We start from the raw sequence: 23,570 nt of genomic DNA, 5'->3' as shown, positions 1-23,570 counted from the left end.
AATTCGAGTCTTCGGGAGATCCGACCGTGACCGAGCCCCTCTCCGAACACAGCGCGGACGTGATCGTCGTCGGAGCGGGCCCAGCCGGCTCCACGACCGCGTACTACCTCGCGAAGGCCGGACTCGACGTCCTCCTCCTGGAGAAGACGGCCTTCCCGCGTGAGAAGGTCTGCGGCGACGGTCTCACCCCGCGCGCCACCAAGCAGCTCGTCTCCATGGGCATCGACATCTCCGAAGAGGCCGGCTGGCTGCGCAACAAGGGCCTGCGCATCATCGGCGGCGGTGTCCGCCTCCAGCTGGACTGGCCGGATCTCGCCTCGTACCCGGACTACGGTCTGGTCCGCAAGCGCGACGACTTCGACGAGCAGCTGGCCCGGAACGCGCAGAAGGCGGGCGCGCGGCTGTACGAGCGCTGCAACGTCGGGGAACCGGTCAAGGACGAGCGCACCGGCCGCATCACCGGTGTCCACGCCAAGCTCGGCGAGGAGAAGACGCCGGTCACCTTCCACGCCCCGCTCGTCGTCGCCGCCGACGGCAACTCCACCCGGCTGTCCCTCAACATGGGCCTGCACCGCCGGGAGGACCGCCCGATGGGCGTCGCGGTCCGCACGTACTTCACCTCGCCCCGGCACGACGACGACTACCTGGAGTCCTGGCTGGAGCTGTGGGACCGCCGTGGCGCCGAGGACCGTCTGCTGCCGGGCTACGGCTGGATCTTCGGCATGGGCGACGGCACGTCCAACGTCGGCCTCGGCATCCTGAACTCCTCCTCCGCCTTCAAGGAGCTCGACTGGCGCGAGGTCCTCAAGGCCTGGTGCGCCTCGATGCCGGAGGACTGGGGCTACACCCCGGAGAACATGACGACGCCGATCCGCGGGGCCGCGCTCCCGATGGCGTTCAACCGGCAGCCGCATTACACCAAGGGCCTGCTGCTCGTCGGTGACGCGGGCGGGCTCGTCAACCCGTTCAACGGCGAAGGCATCGCCTACGCCATGGAGTCGGGCCAGATCGCCGCGGACGTCATCGTCCAGGCGCACGCCCGCGCCACCCCCGCCCAGCGGGAACTGGCCCTGCAGCACTACCCGAAGATCCTCAAGGACACCTACGGCGGGTACTACACGCTGGGCCGCGCGTTCGTGAAGATGATCGGGAACCCGAAGGTCATGAAGATCGCCACCCAGCGCGGCCTGACCCACCCGGTCCTGATGAAGTTCACGCTGAAGATGCTCGCCAACCTCACCGACCCGACGGGCGGCGACGCCATGGACCGCATCATCAACGGCCTCTCGAAGGTCGCCCCGAAGGCCTGAGCGGACGGGCCCGGGGGTTGCCCCGGGCCCCGGACCCCGGCGGTCCGCCCTGCGATAGGTTCGGTCCATGGGGGCAACAGCGACATGGACCACCGGCGGCTTGCGACGGCTCGGCGCTGCCGGGTCGGCGGCGATCGCGCTGGGCGGCTGGGCCGTCGGCACGCTTCCGGCCCACGACCCGTGGGGCCTGTGGGTGGACCACGGTCCCGCGGTGAGAGCGGCGGGCTACGCACTGGCCTACGGCGGCCTCACGGTGCTCGTCGTCGCCTGGTGGCTGTACGGCAGGGCAGGAGCCTCCGTACGCGACACCCTCGTCACCCTCGGATGGTGGACGGCGCCGCTGGTCCTCACACCCCCGCTGTACTCCGCCGACGTCTACAGCTACATCGCGCAGGGCGCGATGGTCCTCGAAGGGCACGACGTCTACAGCGTGGGCCCGTCCGTCCTCGACCCCGGCGGTCCGGGCGGCGACGCCGCGGCCAGCGTCGGCGGGCACTGGACCGACACCCCGGCCCCCTACGGCCCGTTCTTCCTCCTCCTCGCACGCGGCGTCGCGTGGACGACCGGCGGCACCCTCGTGCCCGCCGTGCTGGGCATCCGCCTGATCGCCCTCTGCGCGCTCGTGCTCCTCGTGTGGGCCCTGCGCGGCCTCGCCCGGGAGCACGGACGCAGCGAGAGCGCCGCGCTGTGGCTCGGGGCGCTGAACCCGCTGCTGCTCATCCACGTCGTCGGAGGCGTCCACAACGACGGGCTGATGACCGGTCTCATGCTGGCCGGCGTGCTGCTCGCCCTGCGCGGGAGGTGGATCGCCGGGTCGGCGCTCATCGGGCTCGCCATGATGGTGAAGTCGCCCGCCGCGGTGGCCCTGCTGTTCGTCGGCGTCGTGGTGGGCCGGGCGGCGACCGGGCCGGTCCCGCGCCGGATCGTGAAGGGCCTGCTGGCGCCCGGGCTGGTCGCGGCGGCCGTCGTCGTCGGCGTGACGTTCCTCGGCGGCACCGGCTTCGGCTGGATCGGGACCCAGAGCGTCGCCGGGCGCATCCACACCGCGCTGTCCCTCAGCAGCGACCTGGGCCTGGGCCTGGGTGAACTCCTGCGACTGCTGGCCGGGACCGACCCGGATCCGGTCAAGTCCGCCGTGCAGAACCTGGGCCTGCTGATCGCGCTGGTGCTGATCGCACGCCTCGCCCTTCACGCGGCGACCGGACGGACGGAACCCGTGCGTGCCCTGGGGCTCGCACTGCTGGCCCTGGTCGCGCTCTCGCCGATGGTGCAGCCCTGGTACCTGCTGTGGGCGACGGCGGTGCTGGCCGCCACCGCGAGCGGGGGCAGGGCCCTGGGAGCGGTGACCGTGCTCTCGGCGGCGCTCGTCTACGAGACGCAGCCCTCGGGCTCCACCCCGCCGTACGGCTTCGTGCTGGCGGCCCTGGTGTGCGTGGCGGGCGTGCTGCTCCTGCGCGGGGACCGGGCCGACGCCGGACGAGGACAGGTGCCGGGACAGCGCCGTCCGGTGGAGACCGCCCCGGAAGCCCCCGCGAGGACCGCCTCGGAGCCGGATGCCTCCGGCGCACGATGACGGGCCGTCACTCCGAACGGTGGAGTGACGGCCCGCGGTCGTGCTCAGGCGCGCGGCGCTTGTGAATCAGAGAACGCGGACGGCGCCCGACGGCGGGTCGTAGTCCAGGGACTTCTGCACGACGCCCGTGCTGGAGTTCTGCGCGCCGACGAACTGGCCGCCGCCGACGTAGATCCCGACGTGGTAGGCGCTGCCCGCGCCGCCCCAGTACAGGATGTCGCCGGGCTGGAGGTTGTCGAGGGAGACCTGGGTGCCGGCCGTCGACTGGCTCTGCGAGACACGCGGCAGGTCCACACCCACCGTGCGGAACGCGGCCTGGACGAGCCCCGAGCAGTCCCACGAGTTCGGGCCGGTGCCGCCGGAGACGTACGCGTCGCCGACCTGGGACTGGGCGAACGCGACGACGGACGCGGCGGACCCGGTGGCGCTCGACGAGGACGACGACGACGAGGACGACGACGAGGCGGAGTCGGAGGAACCGGTGGAGGCGCTGAGCGTGGTGCGCTCGGCGGAGCGGGAGGCGCGCTCGGCGGCCTCCTGCGCCTTGGCCTCGGCGGCTGCTTCGGCCTTCTTCCTGGCCTCGGCCTTGCGGACCGCCTCGGCCTTGGCCTTCTTGGCGGTCTTGGCGGCGGTGGCCGCAGCGGCGTCCTCGGTGGCCTGCGTCTCGAGGTCGAGAGCGACCGCCTGGGTCGCCTGCGCGGACGCGGCGACGGAGGTGGAGAGCCCGGCGGTGATGGTGGGCATCTCGATGGTCTGGGCCACCGGCTCGGCCTGAGCCGGACCGGCGGCACCCGCGACCGCGATGGTGCTGAGGACGCCACCGGCAACTCCTGCCCGCAGCGCCGTCTTCGAGGCGCTTCGGCGGGGCTTCCGGTGGCTGGGTATGTGAGCGGTGTGGGACATGGGTACTAGCGCTATCAGGGCTGTAGGGGTCCCATCAAGAAACGTGTGTTGCGACACAGTTACGTTCGGAATCTGTGAATCCGCTTATTCGGGGCCCTTATTGACGCCCTAAGGGGCAAAACGGTCACGCTGCCGCACCGCTGTGATCACGGCGTTCTTTCAATAGGTCCGAATTGCCCGTCGCTTACCATCTGTTCACACGGTTGGCCAAGCCCCGCTTCTCTTGGAGCGCGGGTGTGGTGATGCAGGTCACAGTATGGCTCTCCTGTGAGAGGCAACCGCGCGGCCGCGCGCCGCGTGCCGTGCGCGACCGGCCCCGGACTGCGGGCGGCTTGACCTATTGGTGTGTCATGTCCGATTCCATGACTGCCCGTCGGGGGCTTCCGTCCTTCCGGTCGCGTGCCGCCGGCTCGCCCGGTCGCCGCTCCGTCCGGAAGATCGTGAATGTGTGCGCAATGTCCACATCGGTACCGGAGGCCCCTCGTCCGGGTGGCCTGCACCCGGGGCCGGTTCCTATATCACCCCATCGGTGTCCACCGCCAATTTGCTTGTACGGGGCTGCGATTGATAGAGCCATGCGCCTTTGACCAGCGGTGACGCCGCGAGATGTCACGTCTCGTAACCGGTCGGCCGCTTCGCGTACGAAGATCACCGCTCATCCGACTTCATGATCGTTCGTCAGGTGGTGGAGATCACAAAGGCGTTGGCGTACCCCGTGTCGCAGATCACAGGACGGCGGGCATAGGATGCGGGGCAGTCGGGCTTGTGAACTGCCTCACATGTGCACGATCTTGATGAGGTGGCGAGCCGGTCGCCCGATGCGGTCCAACGGTCAAGGACGACTGGAAGGAGCGAGGAGCGTGAATGCCTACGCGCCCATCCTCGTGCTCGGCGCCCTCGGGGCAGGGTTTGCGATCTTCTCCGTGGTCATGGCCACGCTAATCGGCCCGAAGCGGTACAACCGGGCAAAGCTCGAGGCGTACGAGTGCGGTATCGAACCCACCCCCACTCCAGCTGGTGGTGGCCGTTTCCCCATCAAGTACTACCTGACGGCGATGCTGTTCATCGTCTTCGACATCGAGATCGTCTTCCTCTATCCCTGGGCGGTCACCTTCGACGCCCTGGGGATCTTCGGGCTCGTGGAGATGCTGCTCTTCGTGCTCACCGTCTTCGTCGCCTACGCGTATGTGTGGCGCCGGGGCGGCCTGGAATGGGACTGAGGGGCTGAGGGGCACACATGGGACTCGAAGAGAAGCTGCCGAGCGGCTTTGTGCTGACCACCGTCGAACAGGCCGCCGGCTGGGTACGGAAGTCCTCCGTCTTCCCTGCCACCTTCGGCCTCGCCTGCTGCGCCATCGAGATGATGACGACCGGCGCGGGGCGGTACGACCTGGCCCGTTTCGGGATGGAGGTCTTCCGCGGTTCGCCGCGACAGGCGGATCTGATGATCGTCGCGGGGCGGGTGAGCCAGAAGATGGCCCCCGTCCTGCGGCAGGTCTACGACCAGATGCCCAGCCCCAAGTGGGTGATCTCCATGGGGGTTTGTGCGTCATCAGGTGGAATGTTCAATAATTACGCCATTGTTCAGGGTGTTGATCATATTGTCCCGGTCGACATCTATTTGCCGGGATGCCCGCCGCGTCCCGAGATGCTGATCGACGCGATCCTCAAGCTCCACCAGAAGATCCAGGGCTCCAAGCTCGGGGTCAACGCGGAGGAGGCCGCCCGCGAGGCGGAGGAGGCGGCGCTCAAGGCACTTCCCCTGATCGAGATGAAGGGGCTGCTGCGATGAGCGACGAATCCAACAGCAACAGCGGCCAGGTACCCGTCCCGCGCGAGGACTCCGGTGAGGTCATCGGCGTACGCAAGGGCATGTTCGGCGCGAACAACGGCGGTGACACCTCCGGCTACGGGGGACTCGTCCGCACGGTGAGCCTTCCGGGCGCCACCGCGCGGCCGTACGGCGGCTGGTTCGACGAGGTCGCCGACGAGCTCGAAGGGGCCTTGGAGGAGCAGGACCTGCTCCCCGCGAACGCCCTCGAGAAGACCGTCGTCGACCGGGGCGAGATCACCTTCTTCGTCGCGCGCGAGCACCTGGTCCAGGTCGCCCGCACCCTGCGCGACGACCCGGCCCTGCGCTTCGAGCTCTGCACGGGCGTCAGCGGCGTCCACTACCTGGGGGACAAGGGGCGCGAGCTGCACGCGGTGTACCACCTGCGCTCACTCACCCACGGACGGCTGATCCGTCTCGAGGTGTCCGCCCCGGACAGCGATCCGCACATTCCGTCACTCGTCGGGGTCTACCCCACCAACGACTGGCACGAGCGCGAGACCTACGACTTCTTCGGCCTGATCTTCGACGGGCACCCCGCCCTGACCCGGATCATGATGCCGGACGACTGGCAGGGCTTCCCGCAGCGCAAGGACTACCCGCTCGGCGGCATCGCCGTCGAGTACAAGGGCGCCCAGATCCCGGCTCCGGACCAGCGGAGGTCGTACAGCTGATGACCACTCCCCATTCCCACGCGACGCCCGGCGTGTCCGGGACACCGTTCTCCGACGCCCGCGCCACGACCGAGGGGACTGTATATACAGTCACCGGCGGCGACTGGGACGAGGTCGTCGAGTCCGCCGCCAAGTCGGACGACGAACGCATCATCGTCAACATGGGTCCCCAGCACCCCTCCACGCACGGCGTGCTGCGGCTGATCCTGGAGATCGACGGCGAGACCGTCACCGAGGCCCGCTGCGGCATCGGTTACCTCCACACCGGCATCGAGAAGAACCTCGAGTTCCGCAACTGGACGCAGGGCACCACCTTCGTCACGCGCATGGACTATCTGACCCCCTTCTTCAACGAGGCGGCGTACTGCCTCGGGGTCGAGAAGCTGCTCGGCATCGAGGACCAGGTCCCCGACCGGGCCACCGTCCTGCGCGTGCTCCTGATGGAGCTCAACCGGATCTCCTCGCACCTGGTGTGCATCGCCACCGGCGGTATGGAGCTCGGCGCCACGACGATCATGATCTACGGATTCCGGGACCGTGAACTCGTCCTCGACCTCTTCGAGCTGATCACCGGGCTCCGGATGAACCACGCGTTCATCCGCCCCGGCGGCCTCGCCCAGGACCTTCCCATGGGCGCGGTCGACCGGCTCCGCGAGTTCGTGAAGACCATGAAGAAGAACCTGCCGGAGTACGACAAGCTCGCGACCGGCAACCCCATCTTCAAGGCCCGTATGCAGGACGTCGGATACCTCGACCTCACCGGCTGCGTGGCGCTCGGCGCCACCGGCCCGGTCCTCAGGTCCGCAGGACTCCCGCACGACCTGCGCAAGACCGATCCGTACTGCGGCTACGAGACGTACGACTTCGACGTCCCGACCGCGGACACCTGCGACGCCTACGGGCGCTTCCTCATCCGCCTGGAGGAGATGCGCCAGTCGCTCAGGATCGTCGAGCAGTGCCTGGAACGGCTCGAACCGGGTCCGGTCATGGTCGCCGACAAGAAGATCGCCTGGCCCGCGCAGCTCGCGCTCGGACCCGACGGGCTCGGCAACTCGCTCGACCACATCAAGAAGATCATGGGCACCTCCATGGAGGCCCTGATCCACCACTTCAAGCTGGTGACCGAGGGCTTCCGGGTCCCGGCGGGGCAGGCGTACACCGCCCTGGAGTCCCCCAAGGGCGAACTCGGCGTGCACGTGGTCTCGGACGGCGGCACCCGCCCGTTCCGGGTCCACTTCCGCGACCCGTCGTTCACCAATCTGCAGGCCATGGCGGCGATGTGCGAGGGCGGCCAGGTCGCCGACGTCATCGTCGCCGTCGCGTCCATCGACCCCGTGATGGGAGGCGTCGACCGGTGACCGCATCCAACCAAGAAGTCAGCCTGGGGATGCCGCAGCTCCCCGCCCCCGCCTACCCGGCCGAGGTGCTCGCCCGGCTCGAAGCGGACGCGAAGGAGGTGATCGCCCGCTATCCCGGCAGCCGTTCCGCGCTGCTGCCGCTGCTGCACCTCGTGCAGTCGGAGGAGGGGTACGTCTCCCGTACGGGCATGGCGTTCTGCGCCGACCAGCTCGGCCTCACCACGGCGGAGGTCACCGCGGTCGCCACCTTCTACACGATGTACCGGCGCCGGCCGAGCGGTGACTACCAGGTCGGCGTCTGCACCAACACCCTGTGCGCGGTCATGGGCGGCGACGCCATCTTCGACCGGCTCAAGGAGCACCTGGGCGTCGGCAACGACGAGACGACCGACGACGGCAAGGTCACCCTCGAACACATCGAGTGCAACGCGGCCTGCGACTTCGCGCCCGTCGTGATGGTCAACTGGGAGTTCTTCGACAACCAGACACCGGAGAGCGCGACGCGGCTCGTCGACGACCTGATCGCCGGCCGCACCGTCGAGCCCACCCGCGGCGCGCCCCTGTGCACGTACAAGGACACCGCCCGCATCCTGGCCGGCTTCCCCGACCCGCGCCCCGGCGCGGTCGAGGCGAGCGGCGGGGCGGGAGCCGCCTCGCTGATCGGTCTGAAGCTGGCCAGGGGCGAGGCCGCCCCGCAGGCACGTGTGGTCGGACCGAGGGGCGAGACGCCCCGGGGCACCAAGGACGTGCAGCCCGAGGACGCGGCGCCCCACGACCCGTCGCCGACCGAGCACCTCAGCTCGCACGACGCACCGCAGAAGACGTCGGCCTCCGACCCGGAGCACCCGGCCGGGCCCGCCGCCGAGGAGGGGGAGTGATGACGTTGGCAGCCGAGATCGACAAGAACGGGACCAGCCCGGAGAAGCTCCTGGCCCCGGTCCTCTCCGCCTTCTGGGACGAGCCGGAGTCCTGGACGCTGGACACCTACCACCGCCACGACGGGTACGAGGGTCTGCGCAAGGCCCTGGCCATGGAACCCGACGACCTCATCGCCTACGTCAAGGACTCCGGTCTGCGCGGACGCGGGGGCGCCGGCTTCCCCACCGGGATGAAGTGGCAGTTCATCCCGCAGGGCGACGGCAAGCCGCACTACCTCGTCGTCAACGCCGACGAGTCGGAGCCCGGCACCTGCAAGGACATCCCGCTCCTCTTCGCCAACCCGCACAGCCTCATCGAGGGCATCGTGATCGCCTGTTACGCGATCCGCTCCTCGCACGCCTTCATCTATCTGCGCGGCGAGGTCGTGCCCGTACTGCGGCGGCTGCACGAGGCCGTGCGCGAGGCGTACGAGGCGGGCTATCTGGGGACGAACGTCCTCGGCTCGGGGCTCGACCTCGAGCTCACGGTCCACGCCGGCGCGGGCGCCTACATCTGCGGAGAGGAGACCGCGCTCCTCGACTCGCTCGAAGGACGGCGCGGACAGCCCCGGCTGCGGCCGCCCTTCCCCGCGGTCGCCGGCCTGTACGCCTGCCCCACCGTGGTGAACAACGTCGAGTCCATCGCCTCGGTTCCCGCGATCCTGAACAAGGGCAAGGACTGGTTCAAGTCGATGGGCAGCGAGAAGTCCCCGGGCTTCACGCTGTACTCGCTCAGCGGGCACGTCACCAGCCCCGGCCAGTACGAGGCACCGCTCGGCATCACCCTGCGCCAGCTGCTCGACATGAGCGGCGGCATCCGGGAGGGGCACCGCCTCAAGTTCTGGACCCCCGGCGGCTCCTCCACACCGATGTTCACCGACGAACACCTCGACGTCCCCCTCGACTACGAGGGCGTCGGCGCCGCCGGATCCATGCTCGGCACCAAGGCGCTGCAGTGTTTCGACGAGACCACCTGCGTGGTGCGTGCCGTCACCCGCTGGACCGAGTTCTACGCCCACGAGTCCTGCGGCAAGTGCACACCGTGCCGCGAGGGCACGTACTGGCTCGTCCAGCTGCTCCGCGACATCGAGGCGGGCAAGGGGCAGATGGCGGACCTCGACAAGCTCAACGACATCGCCGACAACATCAACGGCAAGTCGTTCTGCGCGCTCGGTGACGGTGCCGCCTCGCCGATCTTCTCCTCGCTGAAGTACTTCCGCGAGGAGTACGAGCAGCACATCACCGGTAAGGGCTGTCCCTTCGACCCGGCCAGGTCGACCCTGTGGGCCGACGACAAAGACGACAAGAACGCTCACCGGGGGGTGAACGCATGACAGTCACCACGAGTGCGCCCTCCGGGGGCGGCGAGGCGGCCGTTCCGCCCGAGGACCTCGTCACGCTCACGATCGACGGCATCGAGATCAGCGTGCCCAAGGGCACCCTGGTCATCCGCGCCGCCGAACTCCTCGGCATCGAGATCCCGCGCTTCTGCGACCACCCGCTCCTCGACCCCGCCGGCGCCTGCCGGCAGTGCATCGTCGAGGTCGAGGGGCAGCGCAAGCCGATGGCGTCCTGCACCATCACGTGCACCGACGGCATGGTCGTGAAGTCGCAGATCACCTCGCCCGTCGCGGAGAAGGCCCAGAAGGGGGTGATGGAGCTCCTGCTCATCAACCACCCGCTGGACTGCCCGGTCTGCGACAAGGGCGGCGAGTGCCCCCTGCAGAACCAGGCGATGTCGCACGGAGGCGCCGACTCCCGCTTCGACGGGAAGAAGCGCACCTTCGAGAAGCCCGTCCCCATCTCCACCCAGGTGCTGCTCGACCGTGAGCGGTGCGTGCTCTGCGCGCGCTGCACCCGGTTCTCCAACCAGGTGGCGGGCGACCCGATGATCGAGCTGATCGAGCGCGGCGCGCTCCAGCAGGTCGGCACCGGTGAGGGCGACCCCTTCGAGTCGTACTTCTCGGGCAACACCATCCAGATCTGCCCCGTCGGGGCGCTCACCTCGGCGGCGTACCGCTTCCGGTCCCGGCCCTTCGACCTGGTGTCCGCGCCCTCCGTGTGCGAGCACTGCGCCGGCGGCTGCGCGACCCGGACCGACCACCGCCGCGGCAAGGTCATGCGGCGGCTCGCCGCCAACGACCCCGAGGTCAACGAGGAGTGGCTCTGCGACAAGGGCCGCTTCGGCTTCCGCTACGCCCAGCAGCGTGACCGGCTCACCACCCCGCTCGTGCGCAACGCGGACGGCGTGCTGGAACCGGCGAGCTGGCCCGAGGCGCTCGAAGCCGCGGCGGCCGGACTCTCGGCGGCCCGGGGCAGGACCGGGGTGCTCACCGGAGGCCGGCTGACCGTCGAGGACGCCTACGCCTACAGCAAGTTCGCGCGGATCGCCCTCGACACCAACGACATCGACTTCCGCGCACGCGTCCACAGCGGCGAGGAGGCCGACTTCCTCGCCTCGCGGGTGGCCGGCCGAGGCCGCGACCTGGACGGCAGCGGAGTCACGTACACCGCGCTGGAGAAGGCCCCGGCCGTCCTGCTGGCCGGCTTCGAGTCCGAGGAGGAGGCGCCCGGCGTCTTCCTGCGGCTCCGCAAGGCCCACCGCAAGCACGGGCAGCGGACGTTCGCGCTCGCCTCGCACGCCAGCCGGGGCCTGGAGAAGGCGGGCGGCACCCTGCTCCCCGCCGCGCCCGGCACCGAGACCGAATGGCTGGACGCCCTCGCGGGCGGGGTCGGCCTGGACGGTGACGGAGCCGTGGCGGCCGAGGCGCTGCGCGGCGAAGGCGCCGTGATCGTGGTCGGCGAACGGCTCGCCGCGGTGCCCGGCGGACTCACCGCCGCCCTGCGCACCGCAGCGGCGACCGGCGCCGCACTGGTGTGGATCCCGCGCCGGGCCGGCGAACGCGGCGCGCTGGAGGCGGGCGCCCTCCCGTCGCTGCTGCCCGGAGGCCGTCCCGCGACGGACCCCCGGGCCAGGGAGGAGGTGGCGTCCGTCTGGGGCGTCGCCGAACTCCCCGCCCGCTTCGGCCGGGACACCGGCCAGATCGTGGAGGCCGCGGCCACCGGAGAACTGGGCGCGCTGCTGGTCGCGGGCGTCGACCCCGAGGACCTGCCCGACCCGGCGGGAGTGCTGCGGGCCCTGGACGAGGTCGGCTTCCTGGTCTCCCTGGAGCTCCGGCCCGGTGCGGTCACCGAGCGCGCCGACGTGGTCCTGCCCGTCGCCGCCGTCGCCGAGAAGCCCGGTACCTTCCTCAACTGGGAAGGCCGGGCCCGGATGTTCGAGGCCGCGCTGAAGCCCGAGCAGATGCCGAGGACGCTCTGCCCGACCGACGCGCGGGTGCTCCACATGCTGGCCGACGCGCTCGACGTGCACCTCGCCCTGCCCGACCTGCGCGCGGCCCGCCGTGAACTCGACCGCCTCGGCGGCTGGCAGGGCGGTCACGCCGACGACCCGCGGGCCACGTCCCGCCCGGTGCCCCGGCCCGGTGACGGCGAGGCGGTCCTCGCGGGCCACCGGATGCTGCTCGACCGGGGCCGGCTCCAGGAGGGCGACGAGGCGCTGGCCGGTACCCGGCACGCGGCCGTCGCCCGGCTCTCCCCGGTCACCGCGGCCGAGTCCGGAGTGAAGGACGGCGACCTGCTCGCCGTCACCGGCCCCGCCGGCACCACCGAACTCACCCTGGCGGTCACCGAGATGCCGGACCGGGTGGTCTGGGTCCCGCTCAACTCCGTCGGCCGGGGCGTCCCCGCCGAAACCGGCGCACAGCCCGGCGGACTGGTCCGGATCGGTCCGGCCGCCCCGGGATCCCACGTCGTGACAACGGAGGTAGGAGAGTGACCGGCCTCGCCCAATTCGCCACGGCACCGGGGGGGACCGTCCTCGCGGCCGAGGACCTCTCGATGTTCGGCACCGACCCCTGGTGGCTCGTCGTCGTCAAGGCGGTGTTCTGCTTCGCGTTCCTGATGGTGACCGTGCTCTTCTCCATCGTGTGGGAGCGCAAGGTCGTCGCCTGGATGCAGCTGCGCATCGGCCCCAACCGGCACGGCCCCTGGGGCATGCTCCAGTCGCTCGCCGACGGCATCAAGCTGATGCTGAAGGAAGACGTCGTCGTCAAGCGCGCCGACAAGGTCGTCTACATCCTGGCCCCGATCGTGGCCGCCGCCCCGGCGTTCATGGCGATCGCGGTGATCCCGTTCGGCCCGGCCGGCAACGAGGTCTCGATCTTCGGCCAGCGCACGACGATGCAGCTGACCGACCTGCCGATCGCGATGCTGTACATCCTCGCGGTCGCCTCCGTCGGCATCTACGGCATCGTGCTGGCCGGCTGGTCCTCCGGATCGACGTACCCGCTGCTCGGCGGTCTGCGCTCCTGCGCCCAGATGATCAGTTACGAGATCGCGATGGGCGCCGCCTTCGCCTCGGTGTTCCTCTACTCCGGTTCGATGTCGACCTCGGAGATCGTCGCGGCGCAGCAGGACCGCTGGTTCGTCCTGCTGCTGCCGGTCTCCTTCATCATCTACGTCGTCACGATGGTCGGGGAGACCAACCGGGCGCCGTTCGACATGCCGGAGTCCGAGGGCGACCTGGTCGGCGGCTTCAACACCGAGTACTCCTCGATCAAGTTCGCGATGTTCATGCTCGCCGAGTACGTCAACATGGTGACGGTCTCCGCGGTCTCCGTGACCCTCTTCCTGGGCGGCTGGCGGGCCCCGTACCCGATCAGCACCTTCTGGGAGGGCGCCAACCACGGCTGGTGGCCGCTGCTCTGGTTCGTGATCAAGGTGCAGCTCCTCCTCTTCTTCTTCATCTGGCTGCGCGGCACGCTGCCCCGCGTCCGCTACGACCAGCTGATGAAGCTCGGCTGGAAGGTCCTGATCCCGGTCTCCGTGGTCTGGCTCATGCTGGTCGCCACCGTCAGGGCGCTGAACAACGAGGGCTACGACTACTCCAAGATCCTGCTGTACGTCGCGGGAGCCGTCATCGCCGTCCTGCTGATCTCCTTCGTCGCGGACACCTTCCGGGACCGCAGGGCCAAGGCCGCCGAGGAGGCGGCCGGTCCGGAGCCGGCGTTCGACCCGATGGCGGGCGGATTCCCCGTGCCGCCGCTGCCCGGCCAGACCCTGCCGCCGGTGCCGCGCCGCAGTCCGCGACGCGAGCGCGAGCTCGTTGTCAGTGGCGGACCGGATACTCAGAGTGACGACCATGCGAGTGCGGGAAGTTCGAGTGACGGAAGGGAGGCCGACGGTGTCTGAGTCGTCAGAACCCTCAGGGGAGAAGTTCCAGAATCCTGTGGCCGGCTTCGGCGTGACCTTCAAGGCCATGTTCAAGAAGCGGCTGACCGAGCAGTACCCGGAGACGCAGAAGGTGACGGCGCCGCGCTTCCACGGCCGGCACCAGCTCAACCGTCATCCCGACGGACTGGAGAAGTGCGTCGGCTGCGAGCTCTGCGCCTGGGCGTGTCCGGCGGACGCGATCTACGTCGAGGGCGCGGACAACACGGACGAGGAGCGCTACTCCCCGGGCGAACGCTACGGCCGCGTCTACCAGATCAACTACGCACGCTGCATCCTGTGCGGGCTCTGCATCGAGGCCTGCCCCACCCGGGCGCTGACGATGACCAACGAGTTCGAGCTCGCCAACACCACCCGCGAGAGCCTCATCTACACCAAGGACGAGCTGCTCGCGGGCCTGGAGGAAGGCATGGTCGACAGCCCGCACGCGATCTTCCCCGGCATGGACGAACAGGACTACTACCGCGGTCTGGTGACCGAGGCGGCTCCCGGCACGGAGCGTCAGGCCGCCGTCTCCAAGGGAGAAGCGGACAAGGGGGTGGACGCATGACCGCCGCCCTGGCCGCAGCGGCCACCACGACCTCGACCGGCGAGGCCGTCCAGTTCTGGATCCTCGGCACCGTCGCCGTCGTCGGCGCCCTCTCCACCGTCCTGATGAAGAAGGCGGTGCACAGCGCGCTGTCGCTCGCCGGCACCATGATCGTGCTGGCGGTCTTCTACCTCGCCAACGGCGCCTACTTCCTGGGCATCGTCCAGGTCGTCGTCTACACCGGCGCAATCATGATGCTGTTCCTCTTCGTGGTCATGCTCGTCGGCGTCACGGCGGCGGACTCGCTGAAGGAGACCCTCAAGGGCCAGCGCTGGCTGGCCGCCGCCTGCGGACTCGGCTTCGGCATCCTGCTGATCGCCGGGATCGGACAGGCGTCCCTCCAGTCCTTCAACGGCCTGGGGGCGGCGAACGCGCAGCACGGCGGAAACGTCGAGGGCCTCGCCAACCTCATCTTCACCAAGTACGTCTTCGCGTTCGAGATCACCGGCGCCCTGCTGATCACGGCGACCGTCGGCGCGATGCTGCTCACGCACCGCGAGCGCACCGAACGCGCCAAGACGCAGCGCGAGCTCTCGCAGGAGCGGGTGCGCAGCAGCCATCTGCCGCCCCTGCCGGCGCCCGGTGTCTACGCCCGGCACAACGCCGTGGACATCGCGGGACTGCTCCCGGACGGCACCCCGTCCGAGCTCACCGTGATGCGGACGCTGCGGCAGCGCGGCCAGATCCGCGACGTGTCCGGCGACTCGCTCGCCGAGCTCAAGGCGCTGGAACAGCGCTCCGGGGAGCGGCTCGGCCGTGACCGCGGACCAGCCCGTGACCATGCGGAAGAAGAGGAGGAGGTCGCCAAGTGAATCCGGTCAACTACCTCTACCTCGCGGCCCTTTTGTTCACGATCGGCGCCTCCGGTGTGCTGATCAGGCGGAACGCGATCGTGGTGTTCATGTGCGTCGAGCTGATGCTCAACGCCTGCAACCTCACGCTCGTCGCGTTCTCCCGGATGCACGGCAACCTCGACGGCCAGATCATCGCGTTCTTCACGATGGTCGTGGCCGCCGCGGAGGTCGTCATCGGGCTCGCGATCATCGTGTCGCTCTTCCGCTCCCGCCACTCGGCCTCGGTCGACGACGCCAGCCTGATGAAGCTGTAAGGGGTCGGAATCGTGGAAAACCTGATTGCGCTGCTGGTCGCGGCGCCCCTGCTCGGAGCGGCGGTCCTGCTCTGCGGCGGACGCCGGCTCGACCGGGCCGGACACTGGATCGGCACGGTGCTCGCCGCCGCGTCGTTCGTCGTCGGCGCGGTGCTGTTCACCGACATGCTGGGCAAGGGGGCCGAGGACCGCACCCTGCGCCAGCACCTGTACAGCTGGATCCCCGTCGAGGGGTTCCAGGCCGACGTGGCCTTCCAGCTCGACCAGTTGTCGATGACGTTCGTCCTGCTGATCACGGGTGTGGGCACGCTGATCCACATCTACTCCATCGGGTACATGGAGCACGACGAGCGGCGACGCCGTTTCTTCGGCTACCTGAACCTCTTCCTCGCGGCGATGCTCATCCTGGTCATCGCCGACAACTACCTCCTGCTGTACGTCGGGTGGGAGGGCGTCGGTCTGGCGTCGTACCTGCTCATCGGCTTCTGGCAGCACAAGCCCAGCGCTGCCACCGCCGCCAAGAAGGCCTTCCTGGTCAACCGGGTCGGTGACATCGGCCTGTCCATCGCGATCATGCTGATGTTCACCACCTTCGGCACCTTCGCCTTCGGGCCCGTCTTCGAGGCCACCGGCGACACGAGCGAGGGCAAGCTCACCGCGATCGGCCTGATGCTGCTCCTCGCCGCCTGCGGCAAGTCGGCCCAGGTGCCGCTGCAGTCCTGGCTCGGTGACGCGATGGAGGGCCCGACCCCGGTCTCCGCCCTCATCCACGCCGCGACCATGGTGACCGCGGGCGTCTACCTCATCGTCCGCTCCGGAGCGGTCTTCAACGGGGCGCCCGACGCGCAGCTGGTCGTCGTGGTGGTCGGAGCCGTCACGCTCCTCTTCGGTGCGATCGTCGGTTGCGCGAAGGACGACATCAAGAAGGCCCTCGCCGGCTCGACGATGTCGCAGATCGGCTACATGATCCTCGCCGCGGGCCTCGGCCCCATCGGCTACGTCTTCGCGATCATGCACCTGGTGACGCACGGCTTCTTCAAGGCCGGGCTCTTCCTCGGCGCCGGTTCGGTCATGCACGGCATGAACGACGAGGTGGACATGCGGAGGTACGGCGGCCTGCGGAAGTTCATGCCGGTCACCTTCGTCACCTTCGGCCTCGGGTACCTCGCGATCATCGGCTTCCCCGGCCTGTCCGGCTTCTTCTCCAAGGACATGATCATCGAGGCGGCCTTCGCCAAGGGCGGCACCGAGGGCTGGATCCTCGGCTCCGTCACCCTGCTGGGCGCCGCGATCACCGCGTTCTACATGACGCGCGTGATGCTGATGACGTTCTTCGGGGAGAAGCGCTGGCAGCCGGACGCCGAGGGCCACGAGCCGCACCCGCACGAGTCGCCGAAGTCCATGACGATCCCGATGATCGTGCTGGCCTTCGGGTCGGTCTTCGCCGGAGGCTTCTTCTCCCTCGGCGACCGCTTCCTGCACTGGCTGGAGCCCGTCACCGGCCACGACCACGGACACGCCCCGGTCAGCGCGGCCACCGTCACCGCCGCCACCATGGTGGTGCTCGTCATCGGTGTCGCCATCGCCTGGGCGATGTACGGGCGCAGGCCCGTCCCCGCGGTCGCCCCGCGCGGCTCCCTGCTCACCAGGGCCGCCCGCCGCGACCTCCTCCAGGACGACTTCAACCACGTGGTCCTGGTCCGCGGCGGCGAACACCTCACCCGCTCCCTGGTCTACGTCGACCACACCCTGGTCGACGGTGTCGTCAACGGCACGGCCGCCTCGATGGGCGGGCTCTCCGGCCGGCTGCGCAAGCTGCAGAACGGCTACGCCCGCTCCTACGCGGTCTCGATGTTCGGCGGTGCGGCGGTCCTCATCGCCGCGACCCTGCTGATGAGGGCGGTCTGATCCCATGTCCTTTCCCCTCCTGACAGCGACGGCGGCGCTCCCGGCGATCGGCGCGATCGCCACCGCCGCCGTCCCCGCGGCCCGGCGCACGGCGGCCAAGTGGCTCGCCCTGGCCGTCTCGCTGGCGACGCTCGTCCTGGCCGGCATCGTGTTCGCCCGCTTCGAACCGGGCGGCGACCGCTACCAGCTCACCGAATCGCACGCCTGGATCAAGGACTTCGGCGTCCGCTACGAACTCGGCGTCGACGGCATCGGGGTGGCGCTCCTCGCGCTCACCGCCCTGCTGATCCCGTTCGTGATCCTGGCCGGCTGGCACGACGCCGACGTCCTGGAGACGAACTCCAGCCGCTGGCGCCCCACCCAGGGCTTCTTCGCCCTGATCCTCATGGTGGAAGCGATGGTGATCCTCTCCTTCGTGGCCACCGACGTCTTCCTCTTCTACATCCTCTTCGAAGCCATGCTCATCCCGATGTACTTCCTCATCGGGGGCTTCGGGGACCGGGCGCACTCGGGCAGCGACGAGAACGCGGCGGCGCAGCGCAGCTACGCCGCGGTGAAGTTCCTCCTCTACAACCTGGCCGGCGGGCTCATCATGCTGGCCGCCGTCATCGGGCTCTACGTCGTCGCGGGGAGCTTCTCGCTCTCGGAGATCGCCGAGGCGCGGGCCAACGGCTCGCTGGACATGGCGACCTCCACCGAGCGGTGGCTCTTCCTCGGGTTCTTCTTCGCCTTCGCGGTGAAGGCCCCTCTCTGGCCGCTGCACACCTGGCTGCCGAACGCCATGGGGGAGGCGACCACCCCGGTGGCCGTCCTGATCACCGCGGTCGTCGACAAGGTCGGCACCTTCGCGATGCTCCGCTTCTGCCTCCAGCTGTTCCCGGAGGCCAGCAAGTGGGCGACGCCGGTGATCCTGGTCCTGGCGCTGATCTCCATCGTCTACGGCGCCCTGCTCGCCGTCGGCCAGCGCGACATCAAACGGCTCATCGCCTACGCGTCGATCTCGCACTTCGGCTTCATCGTGCTCGGCATCTTCGCGATGACCAGCCAGGGCCAGTCGGGCGCCACGCTCTACATGGTCAACCACGGGCTCTCGACGGCCGCGCTGATGCTGGTCGCCGGCTTCCTGATCACCCGGCGGGGCTCGCGTCTCATCGCGGACTACGGCGGGGTGCAGAAGGTGGCCCCCGTCCTGGCGGGGACCTTCCTCGTCGGCGGACTGGCGACGCTCTCGCTGCCCGGTCTCGCCCCGTTCGTCAGTGAGTTCCTCGTCCTGGTGGGCGCGTTCAGCGCGTATCCGGTGGTCGGCATCATCGCCACGGTGGGCATCGTGCTCGCCGCGCTGTACGTCCTCGTCCTCTACCAGCGGACGATGACGGGACCGGTCAGGGAGGGCATCGGAGGCATGCCCGACCTCAAGGTCCGTGAGCTGGCGGTGGCCCTTCCGCTGATCGCCCTGCTGATCTTCCTGGGTGTCTTCCCGCAGCCGCTGACCGAGGTGGTCAACCCTGCGGTCCAGCACACCATGCACGACGTACAGAAGAAGGACCCCCAGCCCGAGGTGGAGGCCGCCAAGTGAGCGCAACAGCTGTCCACAGCCTGTGGACGACGGCGGGCGAGGTGACGACGGCCGCGCCGGGCGACAGGTTCACCGCACCGACCATCGAGTACGCCCAACTGGCACCCGTCCTGATCGTGGTCGGGGCCGCCGTCCTCGGAATCCTGGTGGAGGCGTTCGTCCCGCGACGGGCCCGCTACACCACCCAGGTGTTCCTGACGGTCGTCGCGATCGCGGCGGCGTTCGCCGCGGTGATCGGGCTCGCCGCCGACGGATACGCCACGAAGAACGCGCACATCGCCGCGATGGGCGCCGTCGCCGTCGACGGTCCCGCCCTGTTCCTCCAGGGCACCATCCTGCTCGTCTCGGTGGTCTCCGTGTTCACCTTCGCCGAGCGGCGCCTCGACCCGGCCTCGCACGGCACCCGGGTGGACTCCTTCGCCGCCCAGGCGGGTTCGGTACCGGGCAGCGACGGCGAGAAGGCCGCGGTCAAGGCCGGGTTCACCACGACCGAGGTCTTCCCGCTGGCCCTCTTCTCCGTGGCGGGCATGCTGGTCTTCCCGGCGGCCAACGACCTGCTGACGCTCTTCATCGCGCTCGAGGTCTTCTCCCTCCCGCTCTACCTCCTGTGTGCCGTCGCCCGCCGCAAGCGGCTGATGTCACAGGAGGCGGCCGTGAAGTACTTCCTGCTCGGGGCGTTCTCCTCGGCCTTCCTGCTCTTCGGGATCGCCCTGCTCTACGGATACGCGGGCACCGTCTCGTACGCGGGCATCGCGAACGTCGTCGACGGCAGCGTCCAGCAGATCGACCCGGCGCTCGCCTCCACCATGGGCAACGACGCGCTGCTGCTGATCGGCGGGGCGATGATCCTCATGGGCCTGCTCTTCAAGGTCGGCGCGGTCCCGTTCCACATGTGGACCCCGGACGTCTACCAGGGCGCCCCGACCCCGGTCACCGGCTTCATGGCCGCGGCCACCAAGGTCGCCGCCTTCGGCGCGCTGCTGCGCCTGCTCTACGTGGTGCTGCCCGGCCTCACCTGGGATCTGCGCCCCGTCATGTGGGGCGTCGCGATCGTCACGATGCTGGGCGGGGCGATCGTCGCGATCACCCAGACCGACATCAAGCGGCTCCTGGCCTACTCCTCGATCGCCCATGCCGGTTTCATCCTCGCCGGCGTCATCGCGGCCAGCCCCGAGGGCATCTCGTCCGTCCTCTTCTACCTGGGCGTGTACTCCTTCGTGACCGTCGGCGCCTTCGCCGTCGTGACCCTGGTGCGGGACGCGGGCGGCGAGGCGACCCACCTGTCGAAGTGGGCCGGCCTCGGCCGGCGCTCGCCGCTCACCGCGGCGGTCTTCGCCGTGTTCCTGCTGTCCTTCGCCGGTATCCCGCTCACCTCGGGCTTCTCCGGCAAGTTCGCCGTCTTCAAGGCGGCGGCGGACGGCGGGGCGAGCGGGCTCGTCGTGGTCGGTGTGATCTCGTCGGCCATCGCCGCGTTCTTCTACATCCGGGTCATCGTCCTGATGTTCTTCAGCGAGCCGAAGGCGGACGGCCCCACGGTCGCCGTCCCGTCCCCGCTGACGATGACCACGATCGCGGTCGGGGTCGCCGTGACCCTGGTGCTCGGCCTGGCCCCCCAGTACTTCCTGGACCTGGCCGGCCAGGCCGGAGTGTTCGTTCGGTAACGACAGGAACGCGCTGCGACGCCGGACGGGCCTTGGAAAGTCAAGCCCGTCCGGCGTTGTCGTACGCGGCGCCTATGGTTGCTGTGGACGGGTGAGGACGGACGGACGGGCGCGACCATGAGTGTGACGACCGAGAGCGCTGCGCAGCAGACGCTGCACAAGGTCTTCGGGTACGAGGCGTTCCGCGGCGAGCAGGGCGCGGTGATCGAGCACGTCGTCGGGGGCGGCGACGCGGTCGTCCTCATGCCCACCGGTGGCGGAAAGTCCCTCTGCTACCAGATCCCCGCCCTGGTCAGGCCGGGCACCGGCATCGTGATCTCCCCGCTGATCGCCCTCATGCAGGACCAGGTGGACGCCTTGCGCGCCCTCGGTGTCCGTGCCGGCTTCATGAACTCCACGCAGGACTTCGACGAGCGACGCTCGATGGAGGCACAGTTCGTCGCCGGTGAGCTCGACCTGCTGTACCTCGCCCCCGAGCGGCTGCGCCTCGACTCGACGCTCTCCCTGCTCGCCCGGGGTGAGATCTCCGTCTTCGCCATCGACGAGGCCCACTGCGTCGCCCAGTGGGGCCACGACTTCCGCCCCGACTACCTGGCCCTGTCCGTGCTCGGTGAGCGCTGGCCCGACGTGCCCCGTATCGCGCTGACGGCCACGGCGACCGAGGCCACGCACAAGGAGATCACCCAGCGGCTCGGTATGCCCGAGGCCAAGCACTTCGTGGCCAGCTTCGACCGGCCGAACATCCAGTACCGCATCGTGGGGAAGTCCGACCCGAAGAAGCAGCTGCTCACCTTCCTGAAGGAGGAGCACGCGGGGGACGCCGGCATCGTCTACTGCCTCTCACGCAACTCCACCGAGAAGACCGCCGAGTACCTCTCCCGCAACGGCGTCGAGGCCGTGCCGTACCACGCCGGTCTGGACGCCGGGACGCGCGCCGCCCACCAGTCTCGCTTCCTGCGCGAGGAGGGCCTGGTCGTCGTCGCGACCATCGCCTTCGGCATGGGCATCGACAAGCCCGACGTGCGCTTCGTCGCCCACCTGGACCTGCCCAAGTCCGTCGAGGGGTACTACCAGGAGACCGGCCGCGCGGGGCGTGACGGGGCGCCGTCGACGGCCTGGATGGCGTACGGACTCCAGGACGTCGTCCAGCAGCGCAAGCTGATCCAGGGCGGCGAGGGCGACGAGGCGTTCCGGCGTCGCGCCGCCTCGCACCTCGACTCGATGCTGGCGCTCTGCGAGACCGTGCAGTGCCGCCGGGCCCAGCTCCTGACGTACTTCGGCCAGGAGCCCGGCGAGCAGGCCTGCGGCAACTGCGACACCTGCCTCACCCCGCCCGAGACCTGGGACGGCACGGTGGTCGCCCAGAAGCTGCTGTCCACCGTGGTCCGGCTGAAGCGGGAGCGTAATCAGAAGTTCGGGGCCGGGCAGATCATCGACATCCTGCTGGGCCGCAGGACGGCCAAGGTCATCCAGTTCGACCACGACCAGCTCTCGGTCTTCGGCATCGGCGAGGAGCTGGCCGAGGCGGAGTGGCGGGGCGTGGTGCGCCAGCTGCTGGCCCAGGGGCTGCTCGCCGTCGAGGGCGAGTACGGCACGCTGGTGCTGACGGAGGCGAGCGGCACCGTGCTCGGCAGGGAGCGCGAGGTGATGCTCCGCAAGGAGCCGAAGCGGCCCACGACCCGGTCGTCCTCGGGCGGGGAGCGCAGGAGCAAGGCCGCGGCGACCGCGGAGCTGCCGGCGGAGGCCGTACCGGTCTTCGAGGCGCTGCGCGCCTGGCGCGGTGCCCAGGCCAAGGAGCTGGGCCTCCCGGCGTATGTGATCTTCCACGACGCGACGCTGCGGGAGATCGCCGCACTGCGGCCGGGTTCCCTCGCGGAGCTGGGAGGCGTCAGCGGGCTCGGCGAGAAGAAGCTGGCGACGTACGGCGAAGGAGTGCTGGAGGTGCTGGCCGGGCTGGGGGACACGGCCCCGCCGGCCGCCGCACCGGAGACGTCCTCGCCGGATACTTCGCAGAGCCCCGCGCCGGTCCGGGCGTCCGAGCCGGCGCCGGTGGCCCGGCCCGCCGCCGGGGTCCCGGACCCGGACCCGGAGTTCGGCTGGGACGAGGAGCCCCCGGAGTTCGACTGACCCTCGGGTGGGCCCTGCTTACCGGTCCTGCCCGTCGGTCGCCCGGCGGCGGGACACGATCGCGGTCAGGTCGAGATCGACGGGAAAGGGCGTGGACACCTTCATACGGTCGTGGAAGATCCCGGTCGAGGTGTAGGCGCCGGTGGCGGGCTCCAGCTCGAAGACGTACACGACCGCCCGGCCGTCCTTGTTCTCCACCCGCCAGTAGTGCGGGATCCTGGCCCGCGCGTACTTCACGGGCTTGGTCTCCCGGTCACGGGTGACGGACTCGTCGGACACGACCTCGACCGCCAACAGCACACTGCTTGCCGGGAACCGTGTCTGCCGCAGACTCTCGACGGCGTCCGCGCGTACGACGACGACGTCGGGTTCGGGCCGGTTCTGGAAGTCGACGTCGATGGTGAATTCGCGGAAGACTTCGAGCTCAAGCGGTGCGAGCGACTGCAGTTGCCACTTGAGGTAGTCGATCGCACGCTCATGAAACACGGTCTGCGGACTCACGAAAACCAGACTCCCGTCGATCAGCTCCGTGTGCGGAGGCAGATTCGGGAGTGTGTCCAGGTCATCGGCGGTCCAGCCGCCCACGGGCGGGACCGCCCACCGCGGCTCGGGGGCCTCGGGTTCGATGCTCATCAGTGCTCCCATGGGAGGCAGTCTCGCGGGACTCCTCAGCGTATCCGGAGGGAACGGAATGAGGTCCCCCCGAACGTGTGACCGCCTCACGCGTCGCTGACCAGCGCGCC

At 69.7% G+C, this 23,570-nt stretch carries 19 protein-coding genes; 17 read left to right on the top strand and 2 right to left on the bottom strand.

Features of this window, described 5'->3' with window-relative positions; translation table 11 throughout:
- The first annotated feature begins 26 nt into the window (after positions 1-26).
- Together IA22_RS0115645 and mptB are read left to right on the top strand one after the other, a co-directional pair.
- On the top strand, positions 27-1,310 hold the full coding sequence (locus IA22_RS0115645; protein ID WP_014154692.1) for a geranylgeranyl reductase family protein: 1,284 nt from the start codon (positions 27-29) through the stop codon (positions 1,308-1,310).
- A gap of 67 nt (positions 1,311-1,377) precedes the next feature.
- Positions 1,378-2,883: a polyprenol phosphomannose-dependent alpha 1,6 mannosyltransferase MptB gene (gene mptB, locus IA22_RS0115640; RefSeq protein ID WP_030123935.1), complete on the top strand. Its 1,506-nt coding sequence runs from the start codon at positions 1,378-1,380 to the stop codon at positions 2,881-2,883.
- A gap of 66 nt (positions 2,884-2,949) precedes the next feature.
- Here mptB and IA22_RS0115635 read toward each other — a convergent pair whose 3' ends face one another.
- Positions 2,950-3,786: a C40 family peptidase gene (locus IA22_RS0115635; protein ID WP_015578316.1), complete on the bottom strand. Its 837-nt coding sequence runs from the start codon at positions 3,784-3,786 to the stop codon at positions 2,950-2,952.
- An 860-nt stretch (positions 3,787-4,646) separates the two neighbouring features.
- Here IA22_RS0115635 and IA22_RS0115630 point away from each other — a divergent pair.
- The 15 genes from IA22_RS0115630 to recQ all read left to right on the top strand — a co-directional run bounded on the left by IA22_RS0115630 (position 4,647) and on the right by recQ (position 22,827).
- The gene (locus IA22_RS0115630; RefSeq protein WP_003992243.1) at positions 4,647-5,006 is read left to right on the top strand and encodes an NADH-quinone oxidoreductase subunit A; all 360 of its coding nucleotides are present in this window, start codon (positions 4,647-4,649) and stop codon (positions 5,004-5,006) included.
- Positions 5,007-5,023: 17 nt separating this feature from the next.
- On the top strand, positions 5,024-5,578 hold the full coding sequence (locus IA22_RS0115625; protein WP_014154689.1) for a NuoB/complex I 20 kDa subunit family protein: 555 nt from the start codon (positions 5,024-5,026) through the stop codon (positions 5,576-5,578).
- Complete coding sequence (locus tag IA22_RS0115620; RefSeq protein WP_015578319.1) at positions 5,575-6,291, top strand: NADH-quinone oxidoreductase subunit C; 717 nt, start codon at positions 5,575-5,577, stop codon at positions 6,289-6,291. The genes IA22_RS0115625 and IA22_RS0115620 overlap by 4 nt, the downstream gene beginning before the upstream one ends.
- Positions 6,291-7,649: an NADH-quinone oxidoreductase subunit D gene (locus IA22_RS0115615; RefSeq protein ID WP_014154687.1), complete on the top strand. Its 1,359-nt coding sequence runs from the start codon at positions 6,291-6,293 to the stop codon at positions 7,647-7,649. The genes IA22_RS0115620 and IA22_RS0115615 overlap by 1 nt, the downstream gene beginning before the upstream one ends.
- 29 nt (positions 7,650-7,678) lie before the next feature.
- On the top strand, positions 7,679-8,527 hold the full coding sequence (nuoE, locus tag IA22_RS0115610; protein ID WP_015578320.1) for an NADH-quinone oxidoreductase subunit NuoE: 849 nt from the start codon (positions 7,679-7,681) through the stop codon (positions 8,525-8,527).
- Positions 8,524-9,900, top strand: a complete 1,377-nt coding sequence (gene nuoF / locus IA22_RS0115605; RefSeq protein WP_015578321.1) for an NADH-quinone oxidoreductase subunit NuoF — start codon at positions 8,524-8,526, stop codon at positions 9,898-9,900. The genes nuoE and nuoF overlap by 4 nt, the downstream gene beginning before the upstream one ends.
- Positions 9,897-12,404 carry an NADH-quinone oxidoreductase subunit G gene (locus IA22_RS0115600; RefSeq protein WP_030123934.1) on the top strand — a complete coding sequence of 836 codons (2,508 nt, stop codon included), beginning with the start codon at positions 9,897-9,899 and terminating at the stop codon, positions 12,402-12,404. Before nuoF ends, IA22_RS0115600 begins: the two co-directional genes overlap by 4 nt.
- On the top strand, positions 12,401-13,819 hold the full coding sequence (gene nuoH / locus IA22_RS0115595; protein WP_030123933.1) for an NADH-quinone oxidoreductase subunit NuoH: 1,419 nt from the start codon (positions 12,401-12,403) through the stop codon (positions 13,817-13,819). Before IA22_RS0115600 ends, nuoH begins: the two co-directional genes overlap by 4 nt.
- On the top strand, positions 13,812-14,408 hold the full coding sequence (gene nuoI / locus IA22_RS0115590; RefSeq protein WP_014154682.1) for an NADH-quinone oxidoreductase subunit NuoI: 597 nt from the start codon (positions 13,812-13,814) through the stop codon (positions 14,406-14,408). The genes nuoH and nuoI overlap by 8 nt, the downstream gene beginning before the upstream one ends.
- Complete coding sequence (locus tag IA22_RS0115585; protein WP_014154681.1) at positions 14,405-15,259, top strand: NADH-quinone oxidoreductase subunit J; 855 nt, start codon at positions 14,405-14,407, stop codon at positions 15,257-15,259. Before nuoI ends, IA22_RS0115585 begins: the two co-directional genes overlap by 4 nt.
- Positions 15,256-15,555 (top strand): NADH-quinone oxidoreductase subunit NuoK, encoded by a 300-nt coding sequence (gene nuoK / locus IA22_RS0115580; protein ID WP_014154680.1) that lies wholly within the window; start codon positions 15,256-15,258, stop codon positions 15,553-15,555. The genes IA22_RS0115585 and nuoK overlap by 4 nt, the downstream gene beginning before the upstream one ends.
- Positions 15,556-15,567: 12 nt before the next feature.
- Positions 15,568-17,463, top strand: coding sequence for an NADH-quinone oxidoreductase subunit L (gene nuoL / locus IA22_RS0115575; RefSeq protein WP_014154679.1), 1,896 nt, complete (start codon positions 15,568-15,570; stop codon positions 17,461-17,463).
- Positions 17,464-17,467: 4 nt separating this feature from the next.
- The gene (locus IA22_RS0115570) at positions 17,468-19,039 is read left to right on the top strand and encodes an NADH-quinone oxidoreductase subunit M (protein ID WP_015578323.1); all 1,572 of its coding nucleotides are present in this window, start codon (positions 17,468-17,470) and stop codon (positions 19,037-19,039) included.
- A complete protein-coding gene (gene nuoN, locus IA22_RS0115565) occupies positions 19,036-20,700 on the top strand; it encodes an NADH-quinone oxidoreductase subunit NuoN (RefSeq protein WP_014154677.1) in 1,665 nt (554 codons plus the stop codon). Before IA22_RS0115570 ends, nuoN begins: the two co-directional genes overlap by 4 nt.
- 117 nt (positions 20,701-20,817) lie before the next feature.
- Entirely contained in the window at positions 20,818-22,827 is a 2,010-nt protein-coding gene (gene recQ, locus IA22_RS0115560) for a DNA helicase RecQ (protein WP_014154676.1), read from the top strand.
- Between the two features lie 18 nt (positions 22,828-22,845).
- On the opposite strand, the gene IA22_RS0115555 is transcribed toward recQ, so the two are convergent.
- Positions 22,846-23,460, bottom strand: a complete 615-nt coding sequence (locus IA22_RS0115555) for a Uma2 family endonuclease (protein ID WP_030123930.1) — start codon at positions 23,458-23,460, stop codon at positions 22,846-22,848.
- Positions 23,461-23,570 lie beyond the last annotated feature (110 nt).

The organism is Kitasatospora papulosa (assembly GCF_000717245.1).
Classification (GTDB): Bacteria; Actinomycetota; Actinomycetes; order Streptomycetales; family Streptomycetaceae; genus Streptomyces; species Streptomyces papulosus.
The sequence above is the reverse complement of the archived record's forward strand: the minus strand, read 5'-3'. Positions and strand labels throughout refer to the sequence as shown.